This window comes from Streptomyces sp. NPDC001843 (assembly GCF_042891955.1).
GTDB lineage: Bacteria > Actinomycetota > Actinomycetes > Streptomycetales > Streptomycetaceae > Streptomyces.
Genome location: NZ_JBIATQ010000030.1, coordinates 14,397 through 28,381, shown reverse-complemented (window position 1 = coordinate 28,381; position 13,985 = coordinate 14,397). Strand labels below are relative to the sequence as shown.

10 protein-coding genes are annotated in these 13,985 nt (G+C 68.9%); 8 read left to right on the top strand and 2 right to left on the bottom strand.

Annotation, left to right across the window (positions count from 1 at the left end):
• Positions 1 to 447: 447 nt before the first annotated feature.
• Positions 448 to 1,275 carry a ZIP family metal transporter gene (locus ACFYZQ_RS39560; RefSeq protein ID WP_389159050.1) on the top strand — a complete coding sequence of 276 codons (828 nt, stop codon included), beginning with the start codon at positions 448 to 450 and terminating at the stop codon, positions 1,273 to 1,275.
• A gap of 141 nt (positions 1,276 to 1,416) precedes the next feature.
• Here the strand turns inward: ACFYZQ_RS39560 and ACFYZQ_RS39555 are convergent, their stop codons facing one another.
• Both ACFYZQ_RS39555 and ACFYZQ_RS39550 read right to left on the bottom strand, forming a co-directional pair.
• Positions 1,417 to 2,946, bottom strand: a complete 1,530-nt coding sequence (locus ACFYZQ_RS39555; protein ID WP_389159048.1) for a sensor histidine kinase — start codon at positions 2,944 to 2,946, stop codon at positions 1,417 to 1,419.
• The gene (locus ACFYZQ_RS39550) at positions 2,943 to 3,707 is read right to left on the bottom strand and encodes a response regulator transcription factor (RefSeq protein ID WP_389159047.1); all 765 of its coding nucleotides are present in this window, start codon (positions 3,705 to 3,707) and stop codon (positions 2,943 to 2,945) included. Before ACFYZQ_RS39550 ends, ACFYZQ_RS39555 begins: the two co-directional genes overlap by 4 nt.
• Positions 3,708 to 4,483: 776 nt before the next feature.
• Between ACFYZQ_RS39550 and ACFYZQ_RS39545 the strand changes: the two genes are divergently transcribed.
• The 7 genes from ACFYZQ_RS39545 to ACFYZQ_RS39515 all read left to right on the top strand — a co-directional run bounded on the left by ACFYZQ_RS39545 (position 4,484) and on the right by ACFYZQ_RS39515 (position 13,862).
• Positions 4,484 to 5,896, top strand: a complete 1,413-nt coding sequence (locus ACFYZQ_RS39545) for an IucA/IucC family protein (protein ID WP_389159045.1) — start codon at positions 4,484 to 4,486, stop codon at positions 5,894 to 5,896.
• Positions 5,897 to 6,010: 114 nt separating this feature from the next.
• Complete coding sequence (locus ACFYZQ_RS39540) at positions 6,011 to 7,726, top strand: IucA/IucC family protein (protein ID WP_389159043.1); 1,716 nt, start codon at positions 6,011 to 6,013, stop codon at positions 7,724 to 7,726.
• Positions 7,723 to 8,931 (top strand): type III PLP-dependent enzyme, encoded by a 1,209-nt coding sequence (locus tag ACFYZQ_RS39535; protein ID WP_389159041.1) that lies wholly within the window; start codon positions 7,723 to 7,725, stop codon positions 8,929 to 8,931. The genes ACFYZQ_RS39540 and ACFYZQ_RS39535 overlap by 4 nt, the downstream gene beginning before the upstream one ends.
• A gap of 47 nt (positions 8,932 to 8,978) precedes the next feature.
• A complete protein-coding gene (locus ACFYZQ_RS39530) occupies positions 8,979 to 10,286 on the top strand; it encodes an MFS transporter (protein WP_389159039.1) in 1,308 nt (435 codons plus the stop codon).
• Between the two features lie 350 nt (positions 10,287 to 10,636).
• Entirely contained in the window at positions 10,637 to 11,290 is a 654-nt protein-coding gene (locus ACFYZQ_RS39525) for a response regulator transcription factor (protein WP_389159037.1), read from the top strand.
• A complete protein-coding gene (locus ACFYZQ_RS39520) occupies positions 11,281 to 12,549 on the top strand; it encodes a sensor histidine kinase (RefSeq protein ID WP_389159035.1) in 1,269 nt (422 codons plus the stop codon). The genes ACFYZQ_RS39525 and ACFYZQ_RS39520 overlap by 10 nt, the downstream gene beginning before the upstream one ends.
• 38 nt (positions 12,550 to 12,587) lie before the next feature.
• Positions 12,588 to 13,862 (top strand): hypothetical protein, encoded by a 1,275-nt coding sequence (locus ACFYZQ_RS39515; RefSeq protein WP_389159033.1) that lies wholly within the window; start codon positions 12,588 to 12,590, stop codon positions 13,860 to 13,862.
• Positions 13,863 to 13,985 lie beyond the last annotated feature (123 nt).

Genomic DNA, 13,985 nt, shown 5'->3' with positions numbered 1-13,985 from the left:
GGTCACACTGGCGGCGACGCCACCAACACCGAGCCCGGATCAGCCATTACCGCCGCCGCGGCCACCGACCCCCGTAACTGCGGCTGCAGTACTAACCGGCGATCGTGCGCTATGTTGCGCGCCGCTGAACTTCTGCAACTGGCTGCGCCTGACGCCCTGCCCTACCGCTCCGCTGCAGCGGGTCGTGGAGTCGGGCTGGTCGAAAGCTGCGCTGTCCAGGGACGGCAACGCCACGTGACGCAGTGAGCCTGGACACCCCGGGTGTGCGACACGCTCGGCCGCGCGCCGAACGGCGCGCGGAGGCCACGGGGAGGGAATCTACGGCACGCCGCACTGCCCGTAATGGTTTTGCCAAATCTCCCCGCGGAGGAGTCAAGTAACTTGTTAGGTAAGCCTTGCCTGGCTTAATTTCGGTGGGCTTCCTTGCACGAAAGACCGGAGTCCCTCATGTCCAGCGCGAACATCGCCCTGCTCGGCGCCGTCGCGGGTTTCACCATCTACCTCGGCCTTCCCATCGGTCGCCTGCGCACGCCCACACCGCGCCTGAAGGCGGGCCTGAACGCTCTGGCCATCGGCATCCTGACCTTCCTCGTCTGGGACGTCCTCACCCACGCCTGGGAACCCGTCGACGAGGCGCTGAGCAAGCACGCATGGGGGACGGTGGCTTCCGGAGGTGGCACCCTGGCCGCGGGTCTGACGATCGGGCTGGCCGGGCTCGTGCACTACGACGGATGGGTCAGCCGCCGCCGGACCGCCGCCTCTCGCCCCGCGGGACCCGGTGCCGCTGCCACCGCCGAGTTGGCGCCGAGGACCCGCAGTCAGGCGGGCTCACTGGCCCTGATGATCGCCTCCGGTATCGGCCTGCACAATTTCGCCGAGGGTCTGGCCATCGGCAACTCCGCCGCCCAGGGCGAGCTCTCCCTCGCCCTCCTGTTGATCATCGGGTTCGGTCTGCACAACGCCACCGAGGGCTTCGGCATCGTCGCCCCCCTGGCCGCCGAGGGCGAACGGCCCTCCTGGCTCACCCTGCTGTGGCTCGGCCTGATCGGCGGCGGCCCCACGTTCCTCGGCACGCTCGCGGGCCAGCACCTGGTCAACGACACCCTGTCGATCGCCTTCCTCGGCCTCGCCGCCGGTTCGATCCTCTACGTGGTCATCGAGCTGCTGGCCGTCGCCCGCAGGACCGGGCTGAAGACCCTCACGACCTGGTGCATCCTGCTGGGCCTCCTGCTCGGTTTCGCCACCGACGCCGTCGTCACGGCGGCCGGTGCCTGACCGACCGGCGACCTTCCGCGCAGGCGACCACGAGCCTCTGTCGCCCCGGCTGCTCCACCGGCAGCGTCGCAAGCCGCGAGTCGAGCCCGGGCCGCGCCATCGCCCGCCCACCGGCGCAGACCCCCAGGTGAGGACGGTCGCCTACGGACTGTCGGTCCGGGCCCGGCTGCCCGCGCCATCGCCCAGGAGGCGCACCTGCCCGTGTTCCTGGTCGGCCGACCCGGCACGGGCGAGGTGGGGTGGGCCCGCGCGGCTGACGGGATGTTTTCGGGTTCGGGTGACTCGTGCGGGCCGGAGCCGGATACGGGCGTCGAGGCCGCCGTGGGGTGCGGCGTCGAGTGTGACGTCGCCCCCGCTGGCCTGGGTGAGTCGCTGGACCATGGACAGGCCGAGGCCGGTGCCGTCGTGGTGTGCGTCTGTGGCACGCCAGAACCGGTCGAAGGCGCGTTGCCGTTCGGTTTCGGTCATGCCAGGTCCTTGATCGACAATGTGCAGCTCGGCCATGGGGGGCGTACGGCCGTTGTCGGTGGGTGCCGGGGCGGTTGCGAGGGTGATGGTGGTGCCGGGAGGGGAAACCCGTAGTGCGTTGGAGAGCAGGTTGTCGATGATCTGTTCGAGTGCTCCCGGGACTGCCCACACCGGTCCGGCCCTGGTTCCGGCCACGGTGATGTCGACCCGCTGTTCACCGGCGAACGCGGTCCAGATGGCCGCGCGGTCGGTTACGACGGCGTCGAGGTCGATGACCTCCGGTGTGGTCGCCGAGTTCTCCAGCCGGGCCAGGGCGAGCAGCCCCTGCACCATGCGGCTGAGCCGTCCCACTTCGCCGATCGCTTCGTCCAGACTGTGCTGGGCGCAGGGGGCGAGATGGGGTTCGAAGTTCTCAAGGCGCAGGCGCAGCGAGGTCAGCGGGGTCTTCAGCTGGTGTGACGCTTCGGAGGCGAAGGCTTCCTGGGCGCGGAGCAGGTGCTGGAGCCGGCTTGCCGTGCAGGTGAAGGAGGTGGCCAGCTGTCGCAGTTCCGGCGGCCCGCGGTCGGTGGCGGGAGGGTCGGTGAGGCGGCCGTCGGCGAGTTGCCTGGTGGCGTGATCCAGGGCCCGGAGGGGACGGGTGATCCAGCGGGCCAGTGCGAAGCCGATGAGAGCGACCACGGCCAGCACGCCCAGCCCGACGAGGGCGAGCGCGGTCCAGGTGGCGTGGACTTTCTGGGCGAGTGGGTCAAGGGAGTACAGGGTCCGTACGACGCAGGGCACTGTGTCGCTGGAGGTGCCTGGCACGGTGGCGAACAGGACTTTGCCGCCCGGGGCGAGGTTGTGGCTGATGCCGGTGGCGGGCCGGTCGCTCAGGGCGGCGGCGATGTCCGGTTGGGAAGAGAAATTCCTTCCTACGGTGGTGGGGGTTGTGGTGTCGGTGAGGACGATGCCCCTCCGGTCGGTGACGACCACGCCGCTGCCGGTGCGTCGAGCGTAGCTGCGGGCGAGTTGGGGCAGGTCGGAGGCCAGTCCGTGCTCGAGTTTCTCCTCGCACACCGCGGCGAGCGTTACCGCGCCCAGTTCCGCGGTGTGGGAGAAGCGGTTCAGCTCGCTGCGGGCGTAGACGAAACCGAACGGCACTTCGAGGGCGAGGAGGACGAGCGCCATGAGGCTGAGGTAGCTGAGCAGGAGGCGGCGGGTCATCGAGTACCTGTGCGGGGCTGTTCGGGCGGTACCTGGGAGGTGGCGCCGGCCCTTTCCGGCGGAGGTACGAGACGGAATCCGATGCCGCGGATGTTCTCGATCCAGGAGGGATCACCGAGTTTGCGGCGCAGGGCGGAGATGTGGACGTCGAGCGTCTTGGTCGGACCGAAGTAGTGCGGCTCCCAGGCGGTGTCGAGGATCTGCTGGCGGGAGAAGACGGCTCCGGGATCCTCGGCGAGGCAGACAAGGAGGTCGAACTCCCTGGGAGCCAGGGCGATGGGCGACCGGTGCAGGTGCACTTGACGGGTGCGGCGGTCGATGGTCAGGGGTCCGATGCGCTGGGCGCCCGGTACACCGTCCCGGTTCGGGCCGCTGGACTCCGTCAGGGGACCTCCCGGGTCGATGGATGGAGCGCGGGTCCGGCGCGTGACGGCGCGGATCCGGGCCACCAGTTCCCGGGTGCCGAACGGCTTGGACAGATAGTCGTCCGCGCCCAGTTCCAGGCCGAGCACGCGATCGACTTCGGAGTCCCGGGCAGTGATCATGATGATCGGGACGGCGGAACGGGCGCGCAGCTCCCGGCAGACGTCGATGCCGTCCATGTCGGGCAGTCCCAGGTCCAGCAGCACCATCTCCGGTTCCCCGGCGGACAGGCCGTCGGCACCCGTCCGCGCATGTTCCACGGTGAACCCGAAGCGGCACAGCCCTTCCATCAACGGTTCGGCCACCCGGTCGTCGTCCTCGATCAGCAACACGTGCATACCGTCAGGCTCACAAACGGGATGCGTATCGTGCGGGGAAAACGCCGGTGTATTCCCTCGTGTCGGTGATCCTGTTCGAGTCGGTCCTGTGACGTAGGGGCAGGTGAGGTCCCCGATGGGCTCGTTGGAATTCCACCGGATGGCGCAGTCGGAGGCCAGGAGTGTGCGCGGACATCCAGTGTGTCGACAGCGGATGTACAGCAAACAGTTAAGAACCCCGGATATCGGTCGCGTCGAATGGCGTGTGGCCAAGAGCTGCTGACCAGCCAGGCGCCGCTCACCCACCGGGCTTGACCTCATGGAACAGCCGCGCTGTTCCACTGTCCGTTCTTTGCTGCGGAGCGATAGTTACCTTGATTCGAACGTGGGACAGGAGTATTCCGGAGTTCGTGCGGTTCTCCCGGCCTGTGCCCTTCCTCGCGGCGCTCCGCTGTACGTGCGCTGGGAATTCGCTTACACGCTTCCGCGTAGTGTCGATGTGCGGGCGGGCCCCAGGCGCGCCGAGCGAAAGGCCCCCCACACAATTTATGGACTAGTGCATGCCAAACACAGCCTCAGACGCATACGAATCTACCGGGTCCTTCTGTTCTTCCGGGACGGTGATGACTTCTCAGGCCGCAGTCGAAGAGCTGCGCCTGGTTCGCCCGGATCTGGTGGAGCCTTTCACGGACGCGCTCCCGGCCGCGCGTGCCACCGTGCTTGGCCGGCTGTGGGGCGCTCTCGCCCGGGAGCCGGTTCCTGGAGTGACCGGCCGGCGGCGAGAGACGGAGACACTGGTGGTCACTCTGGACAGCGGTGGCCATCTCGCCGCTCCCGACGCGTGTGCCCAGCGGTTCGCCCGGATTCCCGAGGACTTCACCGTCATGGGGCCCGAAGGGCCCCTCCGCGGCCCGGCAGAGCTGCTGGCTCAGCTGAAGTCCCGTACCTCCGCGGCGAGCCGGCTCGCCGCGGAGCTCGACAACAGTGTCGTCAACCTTGCCCTGGCCCGCGCCGCGAACGCCGGAGGACCCCCTCCGCTGAGCGATTCGGTCGACGCGGAGCAGGCGGTGATCGACGGCCACCCCCAGCACCCGTGCTGCCGCACCCGCACCGGCATGTCCGTCGCCGACGTACTCGCCTACGCGCCCGAACACCATCCGGTGATCCATCTGGCGCTGCTCGCCGTCCCGGCCGACCGCCTGCAGAAAGCCGGCACATGGCCCGCGGAACTGCGTGACGGGGACACGTTCCTGGTCCCGGTACATCCCTGGCAGCGGGACCACGCGCTGGTACGTCACCGCGAACTCACTCCGACGCGGCGCACACTCCCGGCCCGCCCGCTGCTCTCGCTGCGCACACTGGCGCCGTTGGCCGGTCTCGCGGGCTGCCACATCAAGACCGCACTCGACGTACAGGTCACCAACTACCGCCGCACCATCTCACCGGTCGAGGTCGCCGACGGGCCGCCCCTCTCGGAGCTGGTCTCCGCGGTCGTCGACAAGGCCGGGTTCGGCGGAAGCCTGCGAGTCCTGCGCGAGCTGGGCGGCGGCGCGGTACGGGTGGGCGGCCAGGCGTCCGCGAGCCTGGCCGCGATGGTCAGAGAGTCCACCGAGTGCCACCTCCACGACGGCGAGATCGCCGTTCCGCTGACCGCGGTGCACGCCACCGGCGCCGCCGTCGTGGCAGGTGATCCTGTGCGCTGGCTGGCGGACTTCGCCGCGCTCGTGCTGCCTCCCGCGCTCACACTGCTGTCCATGGGGGTGGCCCTGGAGGCCCACGGCCAGAACACCCTGGTGGTGCTACGAAACGGACGGCCGGTGCGGGTGCTGTACCGGGACCTGGACGGGGTACGGATCAGTCCCTGCCGACTGGCCGCCTGCGGGTTCACGCTACCGCCGCTGGAAGGCACCCGCGCAGGCGACGACCTGGACGCGCTGCGCACCAAACTGTTCGGCGGACTGCTCAGCGGCGTCTTCAGCGAACTGGTCGACGTCCTCGCCCGCACGGGGGCCGCTGATCCCGGGACGCTGTGGGAGGCGGTGGCCGAGGCCGGCCGCCACGTGTACGGCGATCTGCCCGACGACGGGGACGCGGCAGCTTTCTTCGGCGACACCCTGCCGCTGAAGGCCACCATCGCCATGCGGCTGGCCGAGGACACCGGCACGGCGCAGTGGACTCCCGTCCCCAATCCTCTCGCGCAGTACCGCTGACCCCCCCCGCAGCCCCGGGTGCGGCCACGGCGACCGGTCCCACCGGTCCTTCCATGGCCGCACGACGGCCGGCCGAGGACCGACACACGACTTCGGACGTACTGGAGCCACCGCATGACCACCTCCACCACTGCCCCCGACGACACAACCACGACCGTCACCGCCGCCACCGCAACCGACCGCTCCGCGCAGACGGCCGACATCGTCACCGCTCACACACTGCTCAACTGCCTGATCCGCGAAATCTCCGCTCCTGAGCACCAGGTGACCGTGGACCAGGACCACCTCCTGCTGCGCCTGCCCCGACGTGGCCTGCTGTTGCGCACCCGACTGCGCAGGGCCTCGCTGATCGGCGCCCACCGTTTCCAGGGGCCGGCCGAGCGGCTCGACAGCGACGGCTGGGTCACCATCGGCTGGCAGGAAATGGCCGACCATGTCCAGAACGAACTGGAGCAGCGCACCGGTACGACCAACGACGAATTCCTGGACCAGGTCCGCGACAGCCGCGAGACCATGCGCACCGCCCTGGAGCACCGGGCCGACGCAACGCCGCACACGGACCTCTATCTCGCTTCGGAACAGGCCCTCGTATTCGGCCACCGTTTCCACCCCACACCCAAAGCCCGCACCGGGGACCCAGCGGACTGGCTGGCCTACGGGCCGGAAACCGGCGCCCGCTTCCGGCTTCGCCATCTGGTCGTGCACCGCCACCTGGTGGGGGAGGAGGGTGACCTGAGGGAACTCGACGCGCTGTGCCCGGGGACGGACCCGGACTTCGTGACGCTGCCGGTGCACCCCTGGCAGTTCCGGCTCCTGAGTGACCACCCCCGTCTGCGCGCGGCGATGGATACCGGTGAAGTCGTGGACACCGGCCTGAGCGGGCCGGAGTGGGTGCCGACCGCATCCGTGCGCACCCTGTACCAGCCGGACGCGGACACCTTCCTGAAGTTCAGCCTGAACGTCCGCCTTACCAACTGCGTCCGCAAACACGCCCGTTACGAACTGTCCGGTGCCGTCGCCCTGAACCAGCTGGTCCAGCCCGTCATGGCCCGGATCGCCGACCGTTTTCCCGGATGCACGCTGCTTGCCGAGCCGGGCTACCGCACACTCGCCGTCGACGACGACACCGCCCTGCTGGAGGGTTTCGGCGTCATCGTCCGCTCCGGCCTGCGCCCTCACCTGCGTCCCGGCGTCACACCCCTGCTCGCCGCCGCGGTCGCGGACGAGTACCCCACCAGCGCAGCCCACGTCTCCCACCTGCTCGCTCGTGGCCACGGAGACGTCGTGGCCTGGTGGGAGGAGTATCTGCGGCTGCTGCTGCCGCCAGTGCTGGCCGCCTACTTCGAACATGGTGTCGTCCTGGAACCCCACCTGCAGAACGTCATCGTCGGTGTGAACGCCGACGGCATGCCCGCACAGATGCTGTTCCGCGACCTGGAGGGCACCAAACTCCTGCCCCGCCACCACCGGCGCGCCCTCGCCGCTCTACCCGAAGAAGTCAGCGGGCCCCTCGCCTACGACGCCGAACGCGGCTGGAACCGGGTCGCGTACTGCCTGCTGGTCAACCACGTCGCCGAAATGCTCGGCGCCCTCGCCGACCTCCAGCCGGCACTGGAGCCCGCCTTGTGGGGCCTGGTCCGTGACCACCTCGACGCCTACGCCCGCACTGCCGATGAACCGCCACGGCTGCGCGCTCTGCTCCACGGGGTGCCGCTGCCGGCCAAGGCCAACCTCCTTCTGCGCTGGGCCCGCCAGGCAGACCGGCACGCCACCTACGTTCCGTTGACCAGTCCGCTCGGCGCGGACTTCCCCCACGAGGCCGCCCTGTGAGAGCCACCCTGCTGCACCACGTCCACCAATTGACCGACGACCTGCCCGCCTACGTATACGACCTGCCTGGTCTGCGCGAACACGTTCGCACCATCCGGGCCGCGCTGCCGCAGCGCGTTCAGTTGCTGTATGCCGCGAAGGCCAACTCCGACCCCCGCGTGCTGCAGGTCCTAGCCGAGCACGTCGACGGGTTCGAGGTGGCCTCCGGCGGCGAGATCCGCCATGTCCGCGGACTCTTTCCCGGCGCGCCGATCGCCTTCGGCGGCCCTGGCAAGACCCCGGCCGAACTGACCCAGGCCCTGGACGCCGGGGTGGAACGCCTCCACATCGAAAGCGAACACGAACTGCGCACCCTGACGACCGTGCTGGGCGACCGCATCGCCGACGTCCTCCTGCGCGTCAACGTACCCGTGACGATCCGGCCGGTCGCGCTGGCCATGGGCGGCGGGCCCAGCCCCTTCGGCCTGGACCCCTCCCAGCTGGGCCGGTGCCTGGACATCATCGCCGCCGACGGGCGTATCCGGTTGCACGGGCTCCACGCCCACCTGGCCAGCGGCCTCGACGCGCGCGCTCACCTGGCTCTCGTCGACCAGATCATGAGCTGGGCAGACCGCTGGGCGCACCAACGAGGAATCCCCCTGACCGAGGTCAACATAGGAGGCGGTATGGGCGTCGACTACGCCGACCCCCGCGACGTCTTCGACTGGCCGGCCTTCGGCATCGGACTGCGCCGGACACTGGAGCGCCACCCCGACCTGACGCTGAGGATCGAACCGGGCCGATCGGTCACCGCCTACTGCGGCTGGTACGTCACCCAGGTCCTGGACATCAAGTTCAGCCGCGGCGAAGCGTTCGCCGTCCTGCGCGGAGGCACACACCACCTGCGCACACCCGCCGCGAAACAGCACGACCAGCCCTTCGAGGTCGTCCCCGACGACTCCTGGCACCAGCCCTGGACCCGACCCGAGGCCCGCGATGAGCCGGTTACCCTGGTCGGGCAACTATGCACGCCCAAGGACGTTCTGGCCCGCCGCGCCATGGTCGACCGGCTGCGGGTGGGCGACCGGATCGCCTTCGCGATGGCGGGCGCCTACGCATGGAACATCTCCCACCACGAGTTCCTCATGCACCCCCACCCGACCTTCCACCACATCGACGACGCCGACGCTCCCATCGCGGACACCCACGCCGTCCAGACGGCATGAACACGGATCACCAAGTCGGCGCACGGAGGGGAAGCAAAACTTCGAGCATGGCGCTCGACACGCTCGCCGTCCGACCTTTCCGCCGCTATCTACTGGGCCAGCTGACCTCCAACATCGGCACCTGGATGCAGCGTGCCGCCCAGGATCTGCTGGTCCTGCACCTCACCGGAAACAGCGGCAGCGCGGTCGGCGTCGTGACCGCGCTGCAGTTCCTGCCCCAGACGCTGTTCGGCCTGACCGGGGGCGTCCTCGCCGACCGGTTCCCCAAGCGTCGGCTACTGCTGATCACGCAGACCGCCATGGCGGTACAGTCCCTGCTGCTGGGGCTGCTGACCGTCACCGGGGCGGTGAACCTGTGGTCCGTGTACACGCTGGCCCTGGCCCTCGGCACCGCCACCGCCGTGGACAGCCCCGCCCGCAACGCCTTCATCACTGAACTGGTCAGCCGGCAGCGAGTGCCCGCCGCGGTCAGCCTGAACTCCGCCCAGTTCAACGTCGCCCGCATCCTCGGCCCCGCCGCGGCCGGCCTGACCGTCGCAGCCATGGGCATCGGCCCGGTGTTTCTCATCAACGCCGTCTCCTACCTGGCGGTCCTGTACGGGCTGATCAGCGTTCCCCCCGGCGCCCCGCGCGAGCCCAGCGGTCCTCAGCATGGCGGTCGACGGCTGACCGAGGCGTTCCGTCACATCACCGCCACCCCGGAACTGCTGTTGCCGATCGCTCTCATCGCCGTCGTCGGCACCTTCGGGTTCAACTTCCAGGTCACCCTCTCCCTCGTAGCCGTGAAGGTCTTCCACTCCGGCGCCACCGCCTTCGGCTGCCTCTCGGCCGCCTACGCCGCAGGCAGCCTCATCGGCGCGGCGCTTGCCGCCCACGGCGGTCAGCCTCCCACCGCACGGCGCCTGGTCACCGCAACCGCGGTCTTCGGAGTGCTGGAAGCGGCGCTGGGCCTAATGCCTGGCTACGGCACATTCATGGCGCTGCTGATCCCCACCGGCTACGCCGCGGTCACCGTCACCACCACTGCCAACGCACTGACTCAACTGAGTACCGAGCCGCACCTGCGCGGTCGCGTGCTGTCCGTGTACTTCCTCGTCCTCCTCGGCGGCACACCCATCGGCGCGCCCCTCGCCGGCCTGGTCTCCGACGCCTTCGGTACCCGCTCCAGCCTGATCCTCGGCGGTATCGTCTCGACGGTCTCCGCGCTCGCTCTCTCGGCGTTGATCACCGAGCGCCGACGGCTCGATCGTCCAAGGCAGACTGCCGGAGTGGTCGGCGCACCGTTCCCTGACACGCCTCCGGCCGGCACATCCGGCAGGGCTCCCTCCGCCGGTAAGGAGCGCTTCGCTCGATGAGCGTGCCCTTGAGCCGGCGAGGGCACTGCTCCGCTTGGCCCTGGCCTCCTGCCGAGGTGAAGCAGGGGATATCCGGCCGGACGTTCCTGGATCGCCCCTCTTGCATCGGCGGCCTTCAGATGCTGCGGGGCTTACGTGATCGGCCAACCGGCTGGTTGTCAGCCGACGGGGATGATATCGGCGCGGGCGAAATGGGCGCAGATGTCGGGCCCGGTCGAGGCGCACGGTGCGGTCGTCGTCGACGCCCATGACGATGTGCAGGTGTATGGAGCCGTTACGGACATCGCGCACTAGCAGGACGCTGACCAGGGAGAATGGAGAACTCTCGCCGGAGTGCCTAGGGTCGGCGCGTGGCTTTTATCGTAGTCTGCGAGGATGACGCGGCGGTCCGCGACGTACTGAAGCGCGCTCTCGAGCACGACGGCCACAGGGTCACAGTCGCTGCGACGGCGGACAGCCTGCTAGGGAACCTTGATCCGGTCCCTCAGCTGGTCGTCCTGGATCTGGGCCTCCCGGACGCTGACGGTCGCGATGTCTGCTTGGCGCTGCGGGCACGTGGGGTTGATGCCCCGGTGCTGATGCTCACCGCTCTGGATGGCATGCATCACAAGGTGGGCGGCTTCGAGGCGGGAGCCGACGACTACATGACGAAACCGTTCGACATCCCGGAGTTGCTGGTGAGGGTCCGCGCCCTGCTACGCAGAACAACCGCGACGACCCCACCGAGGGGCGTCGTTCTCGATCCAGCGAAACACGTGGTGATCCACGGTGCGGCCAGCGAGAGCCTGACGCCGACCGAGTTCCGGCTGTTGGGCAGGCTTATCGCCTCACAGGGCGACGCTGTACGCCGCCACGCTCTCGTCGCTGCCGGCTGGCCGCATGGCGCGCAGGTCAGCGACAACACCCTCGACTCCTTCGTTCGCCGGCTACGGACCAAACTCGGTGCGCTGGGCGTGGCCGATCGCCTGGCAACGGTCCGTGGGGTGGGCTATCGATGGGAGTGACGGGCTTCCGTGGGAGGGTCGTCGCGCTTGCCGTACTGATCGCGACAGCGGTGGCCGCAGTGCTGGTGGTGGTCTCGCACGTGTTGCTGAGCCGGGTGACCGACGCCGACGCGAACGCTCTGGCGCATACGCGAGCAGAGGCGGTGGCGGGGAACGTGACCGTACGTCGCGGCCACGTCGTGCTGATCGAGAGCGGCAACGAAGCGCTGGACACGGTCTCCTGGGTGTACGCCGATGGGCACCTCATCGACGGGATCGTGCCGGGCAGCGTCCTTGACCGCGTCGAGGCGCTTGCCGATTCCGGACAGTCCCGGACCACCACGGTCGGCAGATACCTTCTGTATGCCCAGCCGATCCGACTCGAAGGCCACCGCGTCACGGCGGTCGTGAGGGTGGATCTGACGCCGTACGAGACGTCGGAGCAGCGCAGCCTGGCTATGTCGCTCATCCTGGGTGGCATCACGATCCTGCTCGCAGGCATCGTCGGATACGTCGTGGTGGGTCGTGCGTTGCGGGTGGTTCACGAAATGGCCGCTCTTGCCGACGACTGGGGCGATCACGAACCCGGGCGCCGTTTCAACCTAGGCGTTCCTCGCGATGAATTCGGGGAGCTCGGGCGAACTCTCGATCGCCTGCTTGACCGCGTGGACAACGCGCTCGCGGACGAGCGCCGGCTCACCGATGAGATCGCCCACGAGTTGCGGACCCCCTTGACGGCCCTGCGGGGCGAGGCACAGTTGGCGCAGCTCTCCGGTCACCATGTGGCACCGGAGTCCGTTTTGACCGAGGTCGACCGCCTGAACACGGCGATCACGACGATCCTGAGTGCCGCCCGGACACGGATCGACGGCGGTGACCGCTGCGATCTCAGGGCGGCGGCGCGACAGGCGATCGCCGGTCGCTCCATCGAACTCGCCATCCCGACCAACGTCGACGTCGCCGTGGCAACCGAACTCGTCGTGGCTGTGTTGTCACCCCTGCTGGAGAACGGCCTGCGACATGCGAGCTCGCGGGTCTGGATCACGGGGCGCATCCAGCCCCAGGGCGTCGTGATCGATGTCCTCGACGATGGCCCGGGGTTCGATCCGGCGGAGGTTGACCGGGTCTTCGAAGCCGGCGTGACCAGCGGCAACGGAAACGGGTTGGGGCTGGCCGTGGTAAGGCGTCTCGCCGCGTCCGCGGGAGTGGCAGTCCGTGCGATCGCCGATGGTCACGGTCGCGTCGAGGTGACCTTCCCCACGCCAGAGGCGATCGCGTAGTCAGGTTGTGTGCAGGTTGGCCGAGTAAACCTCCCTGCATGACAACGACAAGCGAAGCCAGCACGCACCGCCGTGGGCGGCTGATGCTGAACAAGGTTCCCGAGGTCACCATCTGGTTCTGGGTGATCAAGATCTTGTGCACGACCGTCGGTGAGAGTTTCGCCGACTGGATCAACATGAAGCTGGGCGTCGGCCTGGTGAACACGGCCTGGATCTTCACCGCCGTGTTCGTGGTGGTTCTGGGCGTCCAACTGCGGCTCAAGCGGTACGTCCCGTTCCCGTACTGGCTGACCGTGGTCGTTGTCAGCGTCACGGGCACCCTGTACACGGACATCCTGACAGACCAGCTCAACGTGCCGCTGTGGATCAGCTCCGCCGTGTTCTCGGTCCTGCTCGCCGTGGTCTTCGGTGTGTGGTGGCTGCGCGAGCGCACCCTCTCGATCCACTCCGTCACGACGCTGCCGCGTGAATCGTTCTACTGGCTCGCCGTTCTCGTCACCTTCGCGCTCGGCACCGCGACCGGCGACTGGACCCTCGAGCTCACCGGCTGGAGCCCGGGAGTCTCGGTCCTGCTGCCGCTCGGCCTCATCGCGGCGATCACGCTGCTGTGGAAGTTCGGCGCGAACCCGGTGCTGTCCTTCTGGCTCGCCTACATCCTGACCCGCCCGCTGGGCGCCAACATCGGCGACTGGCTCGCCTCCCCGAAGGTCGCCGCGCCGGGTGAGCCGACCGGCCTCGCACTGGGCACCTTCACCACCAGCCTGATCTTCCTCGGCCTGATCCTGGCGACTGTCGTCTACCTGACGGTGACACGCTCCGACGTGACCGAGACCTACGAGGCCACGCACACCCCGCAGATCATCGCCGACCCGCGCAGGGAGCGCATCGGGCTGGCGGGCTTCGGCCTCCTCGCCGTCGCCACCGCGGGCCTGCTGGTCTGGGCTCACAGCCAGCCGCACGTCGGGCCGGCGCCGGAGACCGACGCCACCTCCACCGTTCACCTCGCCCCTGGCCAGGCCGTGAAGAAGTTCCCGTCCACGAAGGTCGACGCACTCAGGAAGCTCGCATCGACCTCGCTCAAGGACGCACGGTCGGGCAACGCGACCGGAGCCCACGCCGCTGCCCAGTCGCTGCGAGACCTCTGGGATGCCGACCAAGCCTCGCTGCAGCCGCTGGACAACACCGGCTGGACATTCCTCGACGCCCAGATGGACCAGGTCCTGAAGACCTTCGGCATCGACCACCCGAACCCGCCGATGTCGCCCGCGCACCAGGAAGCGGAACTCAAGACCCTCCTCACAGATATGCGCTGACGGACCTGATCGGCGGCGACTCCCTTGAGGCCGCCGCCGATCACGCTCTCGCTGCTCGGGCGAGGAGGCGGATGCCGCACGGCGGTCAGGATGTCTTCAGGTAGTCCGTGGCACGGTCGGGCC